This window comes from Achromobacter dolens, from assembly GCF_902859745.1.
In the GTDB taxonomy this organism is placed as follows: domain Bacteria; phylum Pseudomonadota; class Gammaproteobacteria; order Burkholderiales; family Burkholderiaceae_B; genus Achromobacter; species Achromobacter dolens.
The window spans coordinates 18,729-37,029 of sequence record NZ_CADIJW010000009.1 but is presented as its reverse complement, the minus strand read 5'-3'; the positions used below and the strand labels follow the sequence as shown (position 1 = coordinate 37,029).

The window sequence follows — 18,301 nt, the reverse complement described above, 5'->3', positions numbered from 1 at the left end:
GCATTACTTCTGCGGCGTGTAGCGCAATTCGTCGAGCTGGTAGCCCTGCGCGGTGGCGGCGGCCAGTGCGCGATCCAGTTCTTCCTTGGGCAGTTGCGGCGAGCGCGACAGGATCCACAGGTATTTGCGGTCGGGCGTGCCGACCACTGCCCAGCGGTAGTCCGGGTCCAGCCCGATGACCCAATAGTCGCCCTTGAACGGCTTGAAGAACGAGACTTCGAGCTTGGCGTTGTTGCTGCCTTCGACCACCGTGGCGGTGCCCGTGGCCGAGTCGATGTCGCCGTCCTTGGTGCGGCAGCGGTTGTTGACTCCCACGGTGCCGTCCGGATGCAGCGTGTATTCCGCGGTGGTGTCGCCCACGCAGTTGCGCTGGAAGAACATCGGGAAGTTGGCGATCTCGTACCACATGCCGGCATAGCGCTTCAGGTCGACCGACTCCACGGTCTGCATGGGCGGCGGCGCGGCGTGGGCGATTCCGGCCGCGCTGGCGGCGACGGCCAACAGTAATGTTGCAATGCGGCGCATGGGAAAGCCTCCTGATCCAAAACCCTAACGATACGCCTTATTTGCGCGGCGCCTTGAGCGCGGCGTGATAGCGCGCCACGTAGGTGTCGAAATCGACGTCGTCGGCTTGCTCGATGCGCCGCTGTTCGGCGCTGGAGTCGAGCGCGGCCTGGCGGTATTCGGCCGCCACGTCCGCCGGCAGCGGCTGGGCGCGCAGCGCCTGCGCATGCGCGCGGCTCTGGCGCAGCGAATAGTCGTGGAACGATTCGCCGCTGTCGGTCAGCGCGGCCAGCAGGCGCGCGGACGGCGTGGCGTCGGGCTGGCCCAGCTTGGCGCGCTGCGCGGCCAGGCTGTCGGCATAGGCGCTGCCGCCCAGGGCCGAGTCGTACAGGGCCGCGTACGGCGCGATCTGGTCCAGCAGTTCCTGGCCCCATTGCGCCAGGCCGATGGCCTTGCCGTCGCGGTCCAGTTGCAGGCCGGGCTTGCGGCCTTCCTTGACCACGGTGGCGAAGTTGTCGGCGCTGCGCTGACAGTAGCCGTTGGCGGGGAAGAACGGGCTGTCGGAGGCGGCGCAGAACAGCAGGAAGGCATCCACGAAGCGGCTGGTGTCGGCGTCGATGCCCACCGGCGATTCGGGGTTGATGTCCAGGCAGCGCACTTCCACGTACTGCACGCCGCGTTCGGCCAGCGCGGTGATGGGGCGCTCGCAGCGGCCGGTGGCGCGCTTGGGGCGGATGCTGGAGTAGTACTCGTTTTCGATCTGCAGCACATTGGTGTTGAGCTGGATCCATTCGCCGTTGCGATGCGTGCCGAGCTTCTGGTAGTCGGGCCAGGGCTGGGTGACCGCGTCGTACAGGCGGCCGAGGAAGGTGTCGAGATCGTTGTAGCAGAGCTTGAGCTGCGACTGCGCCTTGTTCTGGTAGCCCAGGTCGCTCATGCGCAGGCTGGTGGCGTAGGGCAGGTACAGGGTGTGGTCGCCCAGGCGCTGCAGGCCGTGTTCGCCATCGCGCAGGAAATCACGCGCCAGCGCCGGCGCCGCGCCGAACAGGTACATCAGCAGCCATGAATAGCGCGTGAAATTGCGGATCAGGCCGATGTAGCCGCGCGAGCGACGGTCCTGGTCGGTGCCGGGCTGCGTGTCCAGCACGGACCACAGCGCTTCGGGCAGCGAGAAGTTGTAGTGGACGCCGGCGATGCATTGCATGGTCTTGCCGTAGCGCTCGGCCAGGCCGCGGCGGTAGACGTGCTTGAGCATGCCGGTGTTGGACGTGCCATACCAGGCGATGGGAATGTCGGCCTCGGCCGGCAGGGTGGCCGGCATCGACTGGTTCCAGATCAGCTCGTGGTCGAGCACGCTGTAGACGTGACGATGCGTGGCGGTCAGCTCGGCCAGCAGGGCGTCGACGTTGTCGTGGGTGCCGGTGATCAGTTCGAGCAGCGATTCCGAATAGTCGGTGGTGACGTGTTCGTTGGTCAGCGCGGAACCGAGCCCGGCCGGGTGCGGCGTGCGGGCCAGGATGCCTTGCTCGTCGACGCGCAGGCCTTCTTTCTCGATGCCCCTCAGGGTCTGGGTCAGGAGCGAGCGGTTGGCCTCCAGGCGGGAGAGGCGTTGGGCGGCGGTATCAGTCACGGAATCTTCTCGATGGGGTCTGTCGCCGGATTTTACGGGGTGCTGGCCTCCTCTGCCGAGGGAGCCAGTACTGGGGACAGGGACAATTGCGCGGCGGTGCGCGCCAGCCACTCGTCCAGGTCGGCGTAGACCGGGTCGGCAATAGGGGCGGTTTCGTTGAAAATCTCGTGCCAGGCGGTGTCGTACCAGCGCAATGTCAGCAATTCGGCGGGCGCGCGCTGGGCGAACTGGCGGCTGCCCTCGGCCGCCACGATGGAGTCGTCGCCGGCCACCATCAGCAGGGTGCGGCAGGCCAGCAGGTGGGCTTCCCGCAGGGAATCGCGGCCGCCGTCATCGACGAAGCGGGCCAGCCGGCCGGTCATGCTGCGCCGCACCAGCGGATCGGACCGGTAGGCCTTGACCACCGCCCGGTCGTGCGAAATCCGGGCGGGCGCCAGGCCGTGGGGCACGCGCAGGTCGGGCGCGTGCAGGGACATCCAGGTCAGGGTGCGGCGCACCCACAGCGGCACGTTGACCACGAACGGCGGCGAACTGAGCACCAGGGCGTCGATCGGCGCCAGCCGCTGCAGCGCGATCCGCACCGCCACCAGGGCGCCCAGGCTGTGGCCCAGGAGGATCGGCGGGCGACCGTGGGCGGCGGTCCAGTCGGCCAGGCGTGCGACGGCGTCGGTCACCAGATCCTCCTGGCGCGCCAGCGTGGCGGGCCGGCCGCCGGAGCGGCCATGGCCGCGATGGTCATGGGCGCCCACGGTCCAGCCGCGGGCGGCCAGCCAGCGCGCCAGCCGGTCATAGCGCCCGGCATGCTCGCTCAGGCCATGCAGCAGGTAGATGCCGGGCGTGCCCGCGCCGATCACGGGCGAGGGCACATTCGGGGCGGCGGACCACACGTAATTGGCCAGGGGCGTGCCGTCGGGCGCTGGGGTCATCGAAATCGGCGACAATTTGGGGCTGTCCTCGAAATGAAAAGACCGTGGGGTCTTTACGGTAATGACGATTTCATCGCTGTTTCGTTTCATGTTCAAGAAAGCCGGGCCGATTGTTGTGTTGGCCCTGCTGGTCAGCGCCTGCTCGCCCCGTTACAACTGGCGCGAAGTGGACGTGGCGGACGGCCGGGTGCGGGCGGCGTTCCCGAACCGGGTGCAGACCGAGACCCGCCAGTTGCGGCTGGACACCCATACGCTGTCATTCACGCTGGCCACGGCCACCGTTGGCGAGGCGGTGTTCGCGATCGGATCGGCGCCCCTGCCGCCGGAGATCGCGGCGGATCCCGTGGCCAGGCAGGCGCTGGGCATGGCCCTGATGCGTTCGCTGTACGTCAACATGCAGGCGCCGCCGCCCACCGAGTGGCCGCCCTACGGGCAGGACATCGACGTGCAGGGCAAGGCCATGGGCAAGCCCGGCTGGCTGCGGGCGCGGGTGTGGGTGACCGACACCATGCTGATCGAGGCGGTGGCGGCGGGCACCGAGGCCAGCCTGCCGCAGGAGCGGGCGCGTGAATTCCTGAGGTCGGTCGTGGTCAAGCCGTGACGGCTCACACCAATCCCCGCCGGATCGCCGCCGCCACCGCGGCGCGGCGGCCGCGCACCTGCAGCTTGCGGCAGGCGTTGCGCAAATGGAAATTGACGGTGCTTTCGCTGATGTCCAGGATGCGGGCGGTTTCCCAACTGGTCTTGCCGGCGGCGCTCCAGAGCAGCGAAGCCGATTCGCGCGGCGACAGCCGGACGCTGAGCGGTGCAAGCGGGGCGACGAGAATGGGGTCGGCGGACATGGCGGCGGGGACGCGGGTTCCTGGCAAAAGACAACCCATGTTCCGGCTGGCCATCGGCCGTGGACAAGCGATGATGCCATTGCGTATCGCCCTTTGAATCTCTGACGGAATAAACGGATGCTGGCCATCGCGCAGTTCTATTTGTCGGCCATCGTGCTGATGTTGCCGCTCCTGTCGTGCGTCGGCATCGGCGTCTTCTGGGGCAAGCGCGACCTGCCGTTCGGCGGCGCCTTCATCACCACGCTGGTCACGTCCGTCACCACGCCGGCGCTGGTGTTCCACACCTTCGTCACGACCCACCTGGACGACCGCGCGCTGGCCGACGTGGCGGCCGCCACGCTGCTGGCGCTGCTGCTGTGCGCGCTGGTTTGCGCCCTGCTCCTCAAGCTGGGCCGCCTGCCGGTGCGCACCCTGTTGCCGACGGCGTTCCTGCCCAATGCCGGCAACCTGGGCCTGCCGATCTCGCAACTGGCGTTCGGCGATGCCGGCCTGTCGGTGGCGGTGGCGTTCTTCGCCGTCAATTCCTTCGTCATGCACACCATCGCGGTGCGGCTGCTGCCTGGCGTCAACACCAAGGGCAGTTGGAAAAGTCCGATCCTGCTGGCCTCGGTGGTGGCTGTCGCCATGCGCATGCTGCACATCCCGGTGCCGGCCTGGCTGATCGAGACCGCCCGCATGCTGGGCGCGGTGACGGTGCCGCTGATGCTGCTGAGCCTGGGCCACGCGCTGGCGCTGATCCCCGCCAACGGCGTGCGCGACGGCGCCAAGGTGGCGGCGATGCGGCTGGTGACCGGGTTGGGCGCGGGCCTGGCGATCGTGTGGATCCTCGATCTGGAGCCGGTGCTGGCCGGCGCGCTGACGCTGCAGATGGCCATGCCGTGCGCGGTGGTCAGCTACATGTACGCCAAGCGCTACACGGACATGGGCGACACCGCCGCCGGCGCGGTGCTGGTGTCCACTGTGGTGTTCCTGCTGTTGGCGCCGCTGATGCTCTGGTTCAGCCGCGCCGCCGGAATGTGACCCCTGGTGTCATTTTCCGGCGCTGATTTTCGCCCTTTGACGATTGCGCATTCTGGCCGTCCGATTCTAGAGGGCGCGCGCTTCTTTCGCCGCAGGCATTCGGATATTTTGCTAGTCCAATTGACCGTGATGGTCGATTCACTCAATTAATTTTGTGTGTCGGCCGCGCGGTCATTTCGCCCCTTCCAGATACCTAGAATCAACGCATTCCTCGTGATTCAGGTTCCGGCGACATCGCCACGGCCGATGTTGGAAATATCAAGATGCCTCAGTCCGTTTCCTTGCGGAAGCCCATCGCCCCTCGGGCGCCCCATCCCAATACGGAATCGTCTCCTCGCAAGATCTCCGTCGACTGTGGCGGGCTTCAGTCCCGCCACTGCGCGCGGGTCCTCTTGGCGTTGGCCGCGGCCTTCGCCTTGACCACGCCTGCCGCGGCGGGCGGGTTGCCCGACCTGCCGGCGCCGCAAGCCGGCGACAAGCGCGAACTCGAACGTGCCTTCGCTGCCTTCCTGCAGGAATCCGCGCGGGCCGAGCAGGCGCGGCGCGATGCCCGGGGCAATCCCATGATGGCCGCGGCGACCGGCACGCGCATGGGCGCGTCGAATCCAAACCTGACCGTGCCCGTGGGCGACGGCACCGTGTCGCTGGGGCGGGATTCCTTCGCGCTGTCCACGCCCGATTCGCGGTTCCGGGTCGGCGGCGGCGCCATGGACAACGCGCCGATCGGCCGCATCGAATACGCCCGGCTCATCACCGATCGTTTCGCCCTCGGTGCGAGCATGCAGCTCGGTGAATACCAGCGCGAACTGATTGGCCGCGGCATTTTCGTCGACGCCAGCAAGCAATACGAATTCGACGCCGCGGTGTCGCTGATGAAAGGCCGGCCGTCGTTCGATTTCGATTCCGGCAGCGCGCGCGTGCCGGTCACGCAACTGGCGGGCGTGCTGTCGGCGCGCCGCCTGTTCACGCCCGAGTCTGGCCTTGGCCTGCATGCGTTGGGCGCGTCCGCTTGGGGCGCGCGGGCGCACAGCCGGAACGACCTGTCGAGCCGCACGGTGCTCGAGGACTACGCCAACTACGCCCGCGTGCTCTACGACCCGCGCCGCATCTCCACCGGCCGGCTGTACGGCGCCAGCGTGGACCTGCAATACGCGCCGTCCTCCTCGCTGGTGCTCAGCTCGTCGCTCGGCCTGGAACACGAACGCTACCCGATGGGCGACGGCTCGGTCGAGAGCCGCCATCGTCCCTATCTCTCCGGCGGCGTGAAGTTCGCGCTCTACAAGGACTACCTGTTCGACATGCGCGTATCCACCGGCGTGTCGCGCGATCTGATCGCCAGCTTGTCGGGCGACAAGGCGCGCCTGTCGTTCGGCATGTCGCGCGGCCGCGATGGCGCGCTCAACAGCAAGACGGTCATGGTTTACGTCGACCTGATGAAACTGATTTCGCCGTCACGCCATACGGCCGACGATACCTCGCTGGCGCTGCGCGAGTCGATGCAGCAATACACCGGCGCCCGCTTGCTCGACAAGGCCATCACGCGTCCGGACCGCATTCCACAGACCTTCCTGGCCAAGGTCGACCGTACCGGGGTGCGGGAAGTCTTCGTCGAAAAGGCCGGCTTGCCGCCCGGCGCCGAGGTCAGCGCCGATGGCCAACGACTCACCATCGCCGTCGGCAGCGGCGCGCTGGTCCTGGCGTCGGTGCAGAAGAACGGCGCCGACATCGGCATTTCGCCGCAGTTTTCGGTGGCGCCCGAGCAGCTCGTGGTGGACCTGCCCAGGCTGCCGGTTCCCACGGCAACGGATGAATACCTGGTGCGCGTCACCGACGCCACCACGTCCGCCTACAACGTCAAGATCACGGTGGGCCGGAAATGACAAACCGCAAGAAGATCGTCCAATTTCTCAAGACGCCGTTCTACCTGGCGCTCTACACCCTGACGGGGGCCTGCCTGGTCCTCGCCCTGGCCTGGGTCGACCTCGCCGTCGCGCAGTCGCGGTTGAGCGTGATCAGCGTGGTCGTGCAAAAGGTCTCCGTCACGCCGCGGCTGGGCTTCGCGCAGGCGTCCGTCACGCTGACGGTCGGGGATGCCGTCGGCAACCCGGCACTCAGCGACCAGCCGGCCAGCAAAGGCGCCATCACCTATCGTTCGAGCGACGACGCCATCGCGCGCGTTGCCGCCGATGGCACGGTCACCGCGGTGGCGGCGGGCTCCGCCACCATCTCCGCCACGCAGGCGGCCGACCTGCCCGGGTTCGAGGCAGGCGCCGGCAGCTATCAGGTGACGGTGGCCGGGCCGCTGTCGGCCAGCGCCAATTTCACGTCGCGAAGCTGGCTGGTCGGCGTAGCGGTCGGCGCCGATGTGGTTCCGGTGAGCGGCGGCGGAGGTATTGGCAAGTTGCACTACGCCGTCACTCCCGCCTTGCCCGCGGGGTTGGAATTTTCCGTGGAAACCGGCGCCGTGACGGGTAGCGCCCTCGTCCCGTCGCCACTGACCGACTATACGGTGACAGTGACCGACAGCGGCACGCCGCCGGGGGCCGCCACGGCCCGGTTCAGCCTGGCGATCGGGGCAGCCTTGCTCTCCACCGTCAATCGTGCCACCTGGGTGGCGCAGGCGGGTGATCCGCTCAATGACACGCCGGTGTCGGCCGTGGGGGGAATCGGTACGCTCGGGTATGCGGTCGCCCCGGCGCTGCCGGCCGGATTGACAATGGATGCGTCGACCGGCGCCATCACGGGATCCGCCGCGATGGCATCGCCCCGGACCGAGTACACCGTGACGGTCACTGACGGGGCCTCGCCCTCGCATGAGGTCAGCGCCAATTTCACGCTGGAGATCAGGGGCTTGCTGACAGCGGTCGCCACTCCCTCGGGGACGACGGACGCCGTCGTCGGCCGCGAGCTCAGCTATCAGCCGGTGACCGCCGCGGGCGGCGTGGGAGCGCTTCATTATTCCGTTTCCCCCGCATTGCCGGCAGGGCTGGCGCTGGACGAGGCGACTGGCATGCTGACGGGGTCCGCCGTCGCGGTAGCGCCTCTGACTACGTACGCGGTCACGGTCACCGATAGCGATTCGCCGGCGCATACGGTCACGGCCTCTTTCATGATGGAGGTTGGTGAGACGATCTCGGTGACGAGCCGGGTCGATGCGATCTCCGTGACGGCGGGGGACCCCGTGACGGTCGCGGCTCCCGTCGAGGCCTCCGGGGGTGTCGGCGCGCGCCATTTCGAGATTTCACCTGCCTTGCCGGCAGGCTTGGCCCTGGATGCAAGCGACGGCGGCATCTCGGGTTCCGCCGTGGGCGAGTCTGCCGAGACCGTCTACACCGTCACTGTCAGCGACAGCGTTGGGCAGAGGGCCAGCTCGGCCTTCTCGCTCCGGGTTTTTCCGATCCTCCAGACCAATGTACCCAACGCCGGCGAAGTACATCGGGTACATGACACGGTTTCCTATACGCCGGCCCTCACCTGGGGCGGCGTGCCTCCGTATCGCTACAGCGTGACGCCGGCACTGCCGGCGGGCCTGGCCCTGAACGCGGGAACCGGCGCGATCACCGGGGTCACGACCACGCCGTCTTTGCTCGCCACATATACCTACACCGTGACGGACAGCGCCATGCCGGAGCATTCGGCGACGGGCACCTTTTCCCTGCTGGTCGTACCGGCGCTGACGGCGGCCACGGTGAAGCCGGCCGTTTCCATCATGGTCGACGCCGAAATCGTCGACGAGGCCCCGGTCAATGCCGTGGGCGGCCTGGGCCTGCTCCACTTCAGCGTGCAGCCCCCTTTGCCGGACGGGCTGCAAATGGAGGAGCGGAACGGCAAGATCAAGAATGTCCCCGGAACGCCGATCGCGGTGTCGCCTGCCACGGAATACACGGTCACGGTGACCGACAGCGCCGATCCCTTGCAGACCGTCACCGCCACCTTCACGCTCGCGGTGCATGGCAACCTGGCGGCCGCGCTCAACCAGCCGTACACCACGCAGGCCTTGAACGAACCGCTGACGGCCTATGCGCCAGTGACGGCGTCGGGCGGCGTCGGGTCGCTATCGTACGACGTGGCGCCGCCCCTGCCGGATGGCTTGACGATGGATCGGGCGACCGGCGTCATTTCGGGCACCCCGACGGTCGAGCAGTTGGACACCAACATTGCGCGCTACACCGTCACTATCAGCGATACCGCCTCGCCGGCGCACACGGTGCAGGAGCGCTTCGGCCTGCTGGCGTTCGAGCGGCCCACCGCGAACGTGCGGGTGCCTGTCAAGGCTTACATGATTGGCGACGCCGTCAGCTACAGCCCTGTGCAAGGAGGGGGCGCGGGCGGACGGAAGCTTGAGTACCGCATGCTCCATGGCGGCTTGCCGGCCGGCTTGACGATGGATTCCACGACCGGCGAGATAACCGGTACGGCGCTCGAAGTGTCGCCCTCCAATACCTTTGCCGTCGCGATCTCGGACCCCTTGGTGGAGGCGGTGCCCACCTCGGCCTTCTTCAACCTGGAGATCGCGCCGGCGCTGGCCGTGCAACTCACCTCGGACGCCCTGGCTGGACCTGCCGTGGGAGAGCCCGACGTGACGCTCGATTCTTTCGTGACGGTATCTGGCGGGGTCGGCGATGTCGCCATGACGGCAGCATTGGGCGTTGCCGACCTGCTGGAATTCACGAAAGCCGGAACGGACAGCCGCGCTCCGCGGAACCTGCGGGTCCGACCCGGCGCTGCGCCGGGCATGTCGTCGGCGATAAAAGTGACCGTGACCGATGCGGCCGGGCATGCGGTGAACAAGATTTTCACGGTCACCTGGCCTTGAGCGGTTGACTCCGTAGAGGTAGGGCCATTCGCCCCGGGAGTTCGGCCGGCGGCGGGGTGCGGCAGGCTACAGCAGGCCGTCGCGCAGTTGTTCCCGGATACGGAGCCACCAACCGCCGCGGGCCAGGGCGGCGGCATCACAGTCGCGCCAGGCCTGCTCGAGCCGGCGCAGCGCGGCAGGGCGGTCAAGGGCCGGCGTGGCGGGTGCTCGTGAGGCGGGCGGGCTCGCGCGCCGGCCCTGGCCCTGGCGCAACGCGTCGAGTCGGGCCTGCATCTCGGCCTGGGTGTACACGCGGGGCCCCGCATCGTCACGGCTGGCCGCGCGTTGGAAGCGTTGGAACGCGGCCAGGAAATGCAGGAAATGCGTGATGCGGCTGTTGATGAGGATCGGTGGCCCGTCCGCGCCTGCCGTCACCACGCGGCCATCCGCCGCGATTCCTATCCACAGCGCGTCGGCCCACGGTTCGCGCGCGATCACGAGGATGGCGGCGTTGCCGCCGGCGTGCATGCGGGGCGGCACGAACTCCAGCAGGGGGATGGCGGGCTCGGGCCGCAACGGCAGGCCGTGGTCGGCGAGCCAGGCGCGGCTGGAGGGATCGAGGCCCGCTGTCGCCAGCGTGGCCGCGTCCAGGTGGGTGGCGCCGCCGGCATATAGGCCGGCCAGATCGTCATCGGTCATAGCGAAGGGCGAGCAGGTCGAAGTGCGTCGGGTCGGCAGTGGGCGGGGCCCGTCCGGCCGCCGGGCAAGCCACCGCCGGGGAATATTCAGGCCACGCCCGACATGGCGCGCAACTGTGCCATCAGCGCTTCGGGGATTTCCACGCCATGCTTGAGCGCCTCGTCGCGCAGCTTGCGGCGGCGGTCGCCGGGCAGGCGCACGCCGTCGTCTTCCAGCATGGCTGCCACCAGCGTCTCGACGCGTTCGAGGTAGGCCTCGTTGCCCGCCAGCGCGCCCGGGTCGATGGCCATGAAGGCCTGCCCAAGCCGCGCGGGGCCGCCCGCGTCGACGAAGAACGACTCGGTCTCGAAACCGAAGTGCGAGCCGGTCAGGGCGCAGGCCAGCAGCTCGATGATCAGCGCCAGCATCGCGCCCTTGACGCCGCCGGCGGGCAGCATGCTGCCGGCCAGGCCGGCCTTGGGATCGGTGGTGGGCTGGCCGTCGGCGTCCAGCGCCCAGCCCAGCGGGATCGGCTGGTTGTCGCGCGCCGCGATCATGAGCTTGCCGCGCGCCACCTGCGACAAGGACAGGTCGATGACGATGCGGCCGCCGCCGCGACGCGGAAAGACGGCGGCGATGGGGTTGGTGCCAAATAGCGGACGCTTTCCGCCCCAGGCCGGCATGGCGGCGGGCGAGTTGCTCAGCGCCAGCGCCACCAGGCCGGCATCGGCCAGCGCTTCCAGGTGATAGCCGGCCTCGCCGAAATGGTGGCTGTTGGCCACGCCGATGAAGGCCACGCCGTGTTCGCGCGCGCGGCGGCTGGCTTCGGCCACCGCCAGCGCGCATGCCGGGAACGCCAGGCCCGAGCCGGCGTCGATCAGCGCCGCGCCGCCGCGCTCGTGCACGATGCGCGGCACGGCGTTGCCGATGGCGCGGCCGGTGCGCAGGTGGCCGGCGTAGAACGGCACGCGCGACAGGCCGTGGGAACTGAGCCCCTGGCTTTCGGCGAAGACCAGCGCGCGGGCGGTGCTGTCGGCCATGGCCGGGTTGGCGCCCGCGGCGGCCAGGCTGGCCGCGGCCAGGTGTTGAAGTTCGTCCAGATAGATGTGAGCCATATCCTTCCTGTCAGCGAGGCGCGCCGCGTTTCATTGGGCGCCGCCGGTAAGCGCTATTGTCACACCGGCGGCCACCATGTCGGAAACGCGGGTGTTGGCTTCCTGCGTCAAGCCGGCAATATGCGGGGTCAGGATCAGGTTGGGCGCCCCGGCCAGCGGGCCGCCGGCCGGCAGCGGCTCCTGTTCGAACACGTCCAGGGCCGCGCCGCCCAGGCGGCCGCCGCGCAAGGCCGCCGCCAGCGCGGCCTCGTCGACGATGCCGCCGCGCGACGTGTTGATCAGCACCGCGCCCGGCCGCATTCGAGCGATGCGGGCGGCGTCCAGCAGATGGCGGGTGCCGGCGGTCAGGGGCACGTGCAGGGTGACGGCGTCGGCCTGCGCCAGCAGGTCGTCCAGTTCCAGCCGCGTGGCGCAGGTTTCGGCCCAGGCGGGATGGGTCGCCGGCAGGGCGGCGTCGCAGGCGACGATGCGTATGCCCAGGCCGGCCGCCAGCCGCGCGGTCAACTGGCCGATGCCGCCGAAACCCACCACGCCCAGGGTGCGCCCGTGCGCCTCCAGCCCCTGCGATAGGGCGGCCCGGGGCCATTGGCCGTCGGCCACGGCGGCGCTGGCGCCGTAGGCGCCGCGCAGCAGCGCCAGCAACGTGCCGATGACGTACTCGGCCACCGCGCGCGCGTTGGCGCCGGTGGCCGGCACCACCTGGATACCGCGCGCCGCGCAGCCGGGCAGGTCGATGTTGTCCAGCCCCACGCCCAGCCGGCCGACCGCCCGCAGCCGCGGCGCGGCCGCCAACAAGGCCGCGTCCACCTGGCTGCGGTTGCGCACGATGAGGGCGTCGGCCTGGCCGGCGGCGCGCAGCAGGGCGTCGCGCTGGTCCACCAGGTCGGGGGCGTAGCGCACGTCGAAGCGCTGGCGCAGCGCGTCGACCGCGGGCGCGTCCATGAATTCCGAGATAAGCACGTGCATGGCGGCTCCGGCGTCAGGCGATCTGGATGTTGGCGTCGCGGATGATCCTGGCCCAGCGGTCGACCTCCGACCGCAGGTAGCTGCCGAACTCGGCCGGTCCGCGCGGCTGCGGCACGAATCCCAACTGCAGCAGCGCCTGCTGCATCGCGGGCTGCGACACCTGCTTGACGATGGCTTCGCCGATGCGCTGCACCAGCTCCGGCGGCGTGCTGGCCGGCGCCATCACGCCGGTGAAGTTCTCCACGATCAAGTCCGGCAGTCCGGCCTGCGCCACCGTGGGCACGTCGGGCAGGTCGGCGCTGCGCGCGCGGGTGGTGATGGCCAGGGCGCGCAGCGAGCCGTTCTTCACATGCGCGAGCGATTCGGGGTAATTGGAAAACACCACGTCCAGGTGGCCGCCGATGAGGTCGGTCAGCGACGGCGCGCCGCCCTTGTAGGGCACGTGCATCAGCGGCGCGCCGGTCAGCTTCTGGTACAGCGCCAGCGTCAGGTGCGGCGGCGTGCCATTGCCGCTGGAGCCGGCGGCCAACGGCTTGGCGGCAGCCGCGCGGGCCAGGTCGTCCATGGTTTTGATGGGGCTCTTGGCGTTGACCACCACCATGATGGGTGACGAAGCCAGGCCGGCCACCGGCGCCAGGTCGCGGGTCAGGTCGTAGCCGGCCTTGCCGGCGAACAGCGTGGCGTTGGCGGCGTGCGACAGGGTGATGGCCAGCCAGGTGTAGCCGTCGGGCGCGGCGTGCGAGACGTGGGCAGCGCCAATGTTGGCGCTGCCGCCCGGGCGGTTCTCGACCACGATGTTCCAGCGTTCGGCATCGTTCAGCGCCTTGCCGACCTGGCGCGCTGCCACGTCGGTCAGGCCTCCCGGGGGAAACGGCACGACGTAATTGATGGGCCGTTCCGGCCAGGCGCCTTTCTGCGCCAGGGCCTGGCGCCAAGGGGCCAGCGCACAGAGGCCGGCCGCGCCCAGGGCGGCCAGCGCGCGGCGGCGCTGCGCGTCGTCGATCGGGGGGTGTTGCTCGCGATTCATCTGTCTTCCTCCTTGGGGGTGGCGCCCGGGTAGGAATGCTTACGCCTGTGCTGCCGTGGCGGCTTGCGCCCGGGTCTGCATGCTTTTGTGCGTGTGCTGCGAGGGAACTGCGGCACGGCGCGGGCGCCGTGTGCTGCCGCGGCGCGCACGGTCGGCGCGCGCCGCGATGAAACCGCTGCGGCAGGCGCGCATTGCGGAGCGCGCCGCGCCGGCGCCGTCAGGCGCTTTCGAAGATACGGGTCAGGACGAACTCGCGGTGTCCCAGGGCCTCGGCCGCGGTCCAGCGGCCGTTGGCGGTGGCCAGCATGCATTCGAGCAGCTTGTCGCCGGCCTGGTTCAGGTCGATCTCGCGCTGCAGCAGGCCGCTGGTGTCGACGTCGATGTGTTCCGACATGGTCCGCACCGTGCGCGGATTGGCGCAGATCTTGATGACCGGCAGGATCGGGTTGCCGATGACGTTGCCCTGGCCGGTGGGGAAGAAGTGCACGGCGTAGCCCGAGGCCGCGCACAGCGTCACCATCTCTGCCGCGGCCGAGGACGAGTCCATGAACCACAGGCCCGGGCCGTCGGGAATCTCGGCCTTGTCGATCACGCCGTCGACCCGGCACTGCTTGCCGATCTTCTGGATGTTGCCCAGCGCCTTTTCCTCGATGGTGGTCAGGCCGCCGGCGATGTTGCCCTTGGTCGGCTGCGATTCGGACAGGTCGCTGGTCTTCCAGCGGTCGATCATGGCCTGGTAGCGGTCGAACATGAACATGAAGCGTTCGCGCACGGCGTCGTTGGCGCAGCGCTCGGCCACGATATGCTCGCCGCCGGTCAGCTCCGAGGTTTCGCCGAACACCAGCGTCGAGCCCAGCGCGTAGAGTTTGTCGAAGGCGTTGCCCACGGTGGGGTTGGCGCCACAGCCCGAGGTGGTGTCGGACTCGCCGCACTTGGTCGAGACCCACAGGTCCGAAATCGGACACGTGCTGCGGGTCAGGGCGGTGGCGTAGTGCACGAATTCCTTGGCGCAGCGCGAGGCGCGCATGATGGTGTCGTGGTCGCCGTGCAGTTCGATGCTGAAGCCCATGACCGGCTTGCCGGTGGCGGCAATGCCATCGACCACGCGCTTGGTCCAGCCTTCCTCGATGCCGATCACCACCACCGCCGCGACGTTGGGGTTGCAGCCGGTGCCGATGAGGGTGCGGAAGTGCAGTTCCAGGTCTTCGCCGAATTGCAGGCGGCCGTAGGGGTGGGGCAGGGCCAGCGTGCCCTTGATGTTGTTGGCGACGGCCTCGGCCGCGGCGTTGGAGATGTCGTCCACGGGCAGCACGATGACGTGGTTGCGCACGCCGACCCGGCCGTTGTCGCGGCGGTAGCCCTGGAAGGTGGTCTGAGCATTGATGACGGACATGATGGTTTCCTGTGTGGGCGAAGGATCGGCTTACCAGCGCTTGGTCTTGATGTTGTGCACGTGGGCGTGCTGGCCGGCCTGGATCGGCGCGACCACGCGGCCGATGTCCACGCCGTACTTGTAGACCGTGTCGCCCACGGCCATGTCCTTCATCGCGACCTTGTGGCCGATGGGGATGTCCTGCGAGGCCCGCACATGGATGATCTTGTCCTCGTCCATGATCCAGGCATTGAGCTCCGTTCCGGCGGTCAGTCCTTCCACCACGGCGACCGCCACCGTGTCCTTGGCATCGTGCAATACGGCGTGAATCATCGTCTTCCTCTCCTGGGTGAGCGCCGCGGCGGAGTGCCGCGGGCGCTTCGGATCACAACGTCCGGCAAATCTTAGGGCGGGCTTTTTTGCATGTCAACTAAATCATATATATGAATTGTATGACTTGAGCGAGGCCCGCTCGCGCCGCTACACTGGAGGCCCGGATTTATTGCGATGCACCCATGAACACCAGCCTGTCATCGACTGTGCCTTTGGGCAGTCCCTTGTACGAGCAGGTCAAGCAGGCCGTGCTTGCCGCGCTGGCCCAAGGCGAATGGAAGCAGGGCGAGGCGATTCCGCCGGAAAAGAACCTGGCCGAGCGTTTCGGCGTGTCGATCGGCACGCTGCGCAAGGCGATCGACGAACTGGCCGCCGAGAACATCCTGGTGCGCCACCAGGGCCGCGGCACCTATGTGGCGGTGCACACCCGCAACCACCACTTCTTCAAGTTCTTCCGCATCCTGCGCCAGGACGGCCACAAGTCGTACCCGACCACCGAGCTGCTGCGCTTTCGTCGCGTCAAGGCCTCGGCCGAGGCGCGCGACAAGCTGGGGCTGCCGGCCGGCGCCTACGTGTTCGAGTTCCTCAACATGCTGTCGCTGAACGGCGACGTGGTCATGGTCGATGACATCTGCCTGCCGGAATCGCGCTTTCCCGGCATGACCGAGGCGCACCTGCGCGAGCGCGCCAGCACGCTGTATGCGCTGTACCAGGATGTGTTCGGCGTCAACGTCATCGCCACCGACGAACGCCTGCGCACCTGCCTGGCGGACCGCGCCCATGCGCGCTGGCTGGGCGTGGCCGAGGGCGCGGCGCTGCTGGAGATCCGGCGCGTGGCTTATTCGTACAACCGCCAGCCGGTCGAATGGCGCATCTCGCGCGTCAATACCGAACGCTACGAATACCTGGGCCATGAGCCCTGGGAGGCGGGGGCCTGAGGCGCCTGCCGCCCCGCAGCGGGAGGATGCGGCCGGCGGGGAAGGGGGCTGGCATTCCGACGCGGGCCTTCCCGCGATCACGGCGCTGACGGCCGCGGCCGTTCCCGGCCGCTTGCCGTCCCCGCCGCCAGCAGTGCTAGAATTCCTGCCGCACTATCCAATTTTCGGCGCCGATTTGCCTGATCCGCTTGCGGGCGCCTTCCAATAAATCCAGCTAAAGAGGTCCGTATGACCACTCCTGCCCAACATTTGGCCGGTGATTCGGCCAGCGCCGCGCTCGCGACCCTGCCCGCCGCCACTCTCACGCAGTCCGATGCCGCTGATCCCGGTTCCGTCGGACTGGTCGCTCCCGTCTTCCTGCGTTTCGACGAGCCGCTGCCGTTGCTCAGCGGCCAGTCGCTGGCCAGCTACGAGCTGGCGGTCGAGACCTATGGCACGCTCAATGCCACGCGCAGCAATGCGGTGCTGATCTGCCACGCCCTGAACGCCTCGCACCACGTGGCCGGCCAGGCCGCCGACAGCCCCAGCGACGTCGGCTGGTGGGACAACATGGTGGGTCCCGGCAAGCCGGTCGACACCAACGTGTTCTTCGTCATCGGCGTCAACAACCTGGGCTCGTGCTTCGGCTCGACCGGCCCGGCCAGCATCAATCCGGAGACCGGCAAGCCCTGGGGCGCCGCCTTTCCGGTGCTGACGGTGGAGGACTGGGTGCAGGCGCAGGCGCGGGTCGCGGACCACTTCGGCATCGAACGCTTCGCCGCCGTGATGGGCGGGTCGCTGGGTGGCATGCAGGCGCTGAGCTGGGCCATCACGCTGCCCGAGCGCGTGGCCCATTGCGTGGTCATCGCCAGCACGCCGCGCCTGTCGGCGCAGAACATCGGCTTTAACGAAGTGGCGCGGCGCGCCATCATCACGGATCCGGATTTCCATGGCGGCGACTATTACGCGCAGGAAACCGTGCCGCGCCGCGGCCTGTCGGTGGCGCGCATGATCGGCCACATCACCTACCTGTCCGACGACGACATGGCCGAGAAATTCGGCCGCGCCCAGCGCGAACCCGCCGCCAACGGCGCCTACCGCTACGGCTACGACGTCGAGTTCGAGGTCGAGTCGTATCTGCGTTACCAGGGCGAGAAGTTCACCCGCTATTTCGACGCCAACACCTATCTGCTGATCACCCGCGCGCTGGATTATTTCGATCCGGCGCGCAAGACCGGCGGCGACCTGGCGCGCGCGCTGGCGCCGGCCAAGGCGGATTTCCTGCTGGTGTCGTTCAGCACCGACTGGCGTTTCCCGCCGGAGCGCTCGCGCGAGATCGTGCGCGCCCTGCTCAAGAACGGCAGCCCGGTCACCTATGCCGAGATCGACGCGCCGCACGGACACGACGCCTTCCTGCTGGACGACGCGCGCTACCATGCCGTGGTGCGCGGCTATTACGAGCGCATCGCCCGCGAGCTGGCGTTGACCGGCGCCACCCAGACCGAAGGACGCTCCGCATGACTCCTGTGACTCCCCGTCCGGCCCTCGTTGCGCTGCGTCCCGACCTGGCGCGCATCGCCAGTTGGATCGAACCCGGCAGCCGGGTGCTGGACCTGGGCTGCGGCGACGGCGCGCTGCTGGCGCACCTGCGCGACCATCGCCAGGTGCGCGGCGCCGGCGTCGAACTGGACGACACCTGCGTCATCGCCTGCGTGCGGCGCGGTGTCGAGGTGATCCAGCAGAACCTGGAAGACGGCCTGGCGCTGTTCGACGACAAGCAATTCGATACCGTGGTGCTGTCGCAGACGCTGCAGTCGATGCATCGCACCGAGCACATCCTGCGCGAAATGGCGCGGGTGGCGCGCCATGGCGTGGTGTCGTTTCCCAACTTCGGCTACTGGCCGCACGGCTGGGCCATCCTGCGCGGGCGCATGCCGGTGACGGGCCAGATGCCGTACCAGTGGTACAACACGCCCAACATCCACCTGTGCACGCTGCGCGATTTCGAGCAGTTGGCCGGCGAACTCGGCCTGCGCATCCTGGAACGCGCCACCTTCAACGAGGGGCGCGAGATCAAGGCCTTTCCGAGCTGGCGCAGCACGCTGGCGGTGTACCGCTTCGCTTCGCCCTGACATTCTGAAACGCAGGCTGACGGCCCGGGCGCCAGCGCCTAAAA

17 protein-coding genes and 1 riboswitch are annotated in these 18,301 nt (G+C 68.6%); of the genes, 7 read left to right on the top strand and 10 right to left on the bottom strand.

Annotated elements, in window-relative coordinates:
* Positions 1–3 precede the first annotated feature (3 nt).
* From HV783_RS09610 to HV783_RS09600, 3 genes are read right to left on the bottom strand one after another with little or no spacing between them, the layout of a single operon-like run.
* Positions 4–525 carry a lipocalin family protein gene (locus HV783_RS09610; RefSeq protein WP_175189048.1) on the bottom strand — a complete coding sequence of 174 codons (522 nt, stop codon included), beginning with the start codon at positions 523–525 and terminating at the stop codon, positions 4–6.
* A 37-nt stretch (positions 526–562) separates the two neighbouring features.
* On the bottom strand, positions 563–2,134 hold the full coding sequence (gshA, locus tag HV783_RS09605; protein ID WP_064524943.1) for a glutamate--cysteine ligase: 1,572 nt from the start codon (positions 2,132–2,134) through the stop codon (positions 563–565).
* Positions 2,135–2,166: 32 nt separating this feature from the next.
* Positions 2,167–3,060 carry an alpha/beta hydrolase gene (locus tag HV783_RS09600; protein WP_175143723.1) on the bottom strand — a complete coding sequence of 298 codons (894 nt, stop codon included), beginning with the start codon at positions 3,058–3,060 and terminating at the stop codon, positions 2,167–2,169.
* A gap of 61 nt (positions 3,061–3,121) precedes the next feature.
* Between HV783_RS09600 and HV783_RS09595 the strand changes: the two genes are divergently transcribed.
* A complete protein-coding gene (locus tag HV783_RS09595) occupies positions 3,122–3,661 on the top strand; it encodes a hypothetical protein (protein ID WP_054503578.1) in 540 nt (179 codons plus the stop codon).
* A 4-nt stretch (positions 3,662–3,665) separates the two neighbouring features.
* Here the strand turns inward: HV783_RS09595 and HV783_RS09590 are convergent, their stop codons facing one another.
* The gene (locus HV783_RS09590; protein ID WP_054503577.1) at positions 3,666–3,902 is read right to left on the bottom strand and encodes a helix-turn-helix domain-containing protein; all 237 of its coding nucleotides are present in this window, start codon (positions 3,900–3,902) and stop codon (positions 3,666–3,668) included.
* Between the two features lie 117 nt (positions 3,903–4,019).
* On the opposite strand from HV783_RS09590, the gene HV783_RS09585 reads away from it, so the two are divergent.
* The 3 genes from HV783_RS09585 (at position 4,020) to HV783_RS09575 (ending at position 9,738) form a co-directional block, all read left to right on the top strand.
* Complete coding sequence (locus HV783_RS09585; RefSeq protein WP_054503576.1) at positions 4,020–4,922, top strand: AEC family transporter; 903 nt, start codon at positions 4,020–4,022, stop codon at positions 4,920–4,922.
* Positions 4,923–5,338: 416 nt separating this feature from the next.
* On the top strand, positions 5,339–6,802 hold the full coding sequence (locus HV783_RS09580) for a hypothetical protein (protein WP_175189047.1): 1,464 nt from the start codon (positions 5,339–5,341) through the stop codon (positions 6,800–6,802).
* A complete protein-coding gene (locus tag HV783_RS09575) occupies positions 6,799–9,738 on the top strand; it encodes a putative Ig domain-containing protein (protein WP_175189046.1) in 2,940 nt (979 codons plus the stop codon). Before HV783_RS09580 ends, HV783_RS09575 begins: the two co-directional genes overlap by 4 nt.
* Positions 9,739–9,804: 66 nt before the next feature.
* Here the strand turns inward: HV783_RS09575 and HV783_RS09570 are convergent, their stop codons facing one another.
* From HV783_RS09570 to HV783_RS09545, 6 genes are all read right to left on the bottom strand, one after another.
* Positions 9,805–10,416, bottom strand: a complete 612-nt coding sequence (locus HV783_RS09570; RefSeq protein WP_144656797.1) for an SUKH-4 family immunity protein — start codon at positions 10,414–10,416, stop codon at positions 9,805–9,807.
* An 86-nt stretch (positions 10,417–10,502) separates the two neighbouring features.
* Positions 10,503–11,510 carry an Ldh family oxidoreductase gene (locus HV783_RS09565; RefSeq protein ID WP_064524929.1) on the bottom strand — a complete coding sequence of 336 codons (1,008 nt, stop codon included), beginning with the start codon at positions 11,508–11,510 and terminating at the stop codon, positions 10,503–10,505.
* A gap of 30 nt (positions 11,511–11,540) precedes the next feature.
* On the bottom strand, positions 11,541–12,476 hold the full coding sequence (locus tag HV783_RS09560; RefSeq protein ID WP_144656804.1) for an NAD(P)-dependent oxidoreductase: 936 nt from the start codon (positions 12,474–12,476) through the stop codon (positions 11,541–11,543).
* Positions 12,477–12,489: 13 nt separating this feature from the next.
* Positions 12,490–13,503: a Bug family tripartite tricarboxylate transporter substrate binding protein gene (locus HV783_RS09555; RefSeq protein ID WP_054503570.1), complete on the bottom strand. Its 1,014-nt coding sequence runs from the start codon at positions 13,501–13,503 to the stop codon at positions 12,490–12,492.
* 217 nt (positions 13,504–13,720) lie between these two features.
* A complete protein-coding gene (locus HV783_RS09550) occupies positions 13,721–14,896 on the bottom strand; it encodes a UxaA family hydrolase (RefSeq protein ID WP_006386837.1) in 1,176 nt (391 codons plus the stop codon).
* A 30-nt stretch (positions 14,897–14,926) separates the two neighbouring features.
* On the bottom strand, positions 14,927–15,208 hold the full coding sequence (locus HV783_RS09545) for a UxaA family hydrolase (RefSeq protein WP_026385179.1): 282 nt from the start codon (positions 15,206–15,208) through the stop codon (positions 14,927–14,929).
* A gap of 182 nt (positions 15,209–15,390) precedes the next feature.
* Between HV783_RS09545 and HV783_RS09540 the strand changes: the two genes are divergently transcribed.
* The 3 genes from HV783_RS09540 (at position 15,391) to metW (ending at position 18,257) form a co-directional block, all read left to right on the top strand.
* Complete coding sequence (locus HV783_RS09540) at positions 15,391–16,146, top strand: GntR family transcriptional regulator (protein ID WP_054503569.1); 756 nt, start codon at positions 15,391–15,393, stop codon at positions 16,144–16,146.
* A gap of 157 nt (positions 16,147–16,303) precedes the next feature.
* A riboswitch (SAM riboswitch) is annotated at positions 16,304–16,385 on the top strand.
* Complete coding sequence (gene metX, locus HV783_RS09535) at positions 16,375–17,646, top strand: homoserine O-succinyltransferase MetX (RefSeq protein WP_064524922.1); 1,272 nt, start codon at positions 16,375–16,377, stop codon at positions 17,644–17,646. Its footprint overlaps the riboswitch before it by 11 nt.
* Entirely contained in the window at positions 17,643–18,257 is a 615-nt protein-coding gene (gene metW / locus HV783_RS09530) for a methionine biosynthesis protein MetW (protein ID WP_175189045.1), read from the top strand. Before metX ends, metW begins: the two co-directional genes overlap by 4 nt.
* The last annotated feature ends 44 nt before the right edge of the window (positions 18,258–18,301 follow it).

Bases quoted from the DNA above. Each gene is read 5' to 3' on its own strand.
- HV783_RS09610 (WP_175189048.1), bottom strand. From the start codon at position 525: ATGCGCCGCATTGCAACATTACTGTTGGCCGTCGCCGCCAGCGCGGCC.
- HV783_RS09600 (WP_175143723.1), bottom strand. From the start codon at position 3,060: ATGACCCCAGCGCCCGACGGCACGCCCCTGGCCAATTACGTGTGGTCC.
- HV783_RS09595 (WP_054503578.1), top strand. From the start codon at position 3,122: ATGACGATTTCATCGCTGTTTCGTTTCATGTTCAAGAAAGCCGGGCCG.
- HV783_RS09590 (WP_054503577.1), bottom strand. From the start codon at position 3,902: ATGTCCGCCGACCCCATTCTCGTCGCCCCGCTTGCACCGCTCAGCGTC.
- HV783_RS09585 (WP_054503576.1), top strand. From the start codon at position 4,020: ATGCTGGCCATCGCGCAGTTCTATTTGTCGGCCATCGTGCTGATGTTG.
- HV783_RS09575 (WP_175189046.1), top strand. From the start codon at position 6,799: ATGACAAACCGCAAGAAGATCGTCCAATTTCTCAAGACGCCGTTCTAC.
- HV783_RS09570 (WP_144656797.1), bottom strand. From the start codon at position 10,416: ATGACCGATGACGATCTGGCCGGCCTATATGCCGGCGGCGCCACCCAC.
- HV783_RS09565 (WP_064524929.1), bottom strand. From the start codon at position 11,510: ATGGCTCACATCTATCTGGACGAACTTCAACACCTGGCCGCGGCCAGC.
- HV783_RS09560 (WP_144656804.1), bottom strand. From the start codon at position 12,476: ATGCACGTGCTTATCTCGGAATTCATGGACGCGCCCGCGGTCGACGCG.
- HV783_RS09555 (WP_054503570.1), bottom strand. From the start codon at position 13,503: ATGAATCGCGAGCAACACCCCCCGATCGACGACGCGCAGCGCCGCCGC.
- HV783_RS09550 (WP_006386837.1), bottom strand. From the start codon at position 14,896: ATGTCCGTCATCAATGCTCAGACCACCTTCCAGGGCTACCGCCGCGAC.
- HV783_RS09545 (WP_026385179.1), bottom strand. From the start codon at position 15,208: ATGATTCACGCCGTATTGCACGATGCCAAGGACACGGTGGCGGTCGCC.
- HV783_RS09540 (WP_054503569.1), top strand. From the start codon at position 15,391: ATGAACACCAGCCTGTCATCGACTGTGCCTTTGGGCAGTCCCTTGTAC.
- metX (WP_064524922.1), top strand. From the start codon at position 16,375: ATGACCACTCCTGCCCAACATTTGGCCGGTGATTCGGCCAGCGCCGCG.
- metW (WP_175189045.1), top strand. From the start codon at position 17,643: ATGACTCCTGTGACTCCCCGTCCGGCCCTCGTTGCGCTGCGTCCCGAC.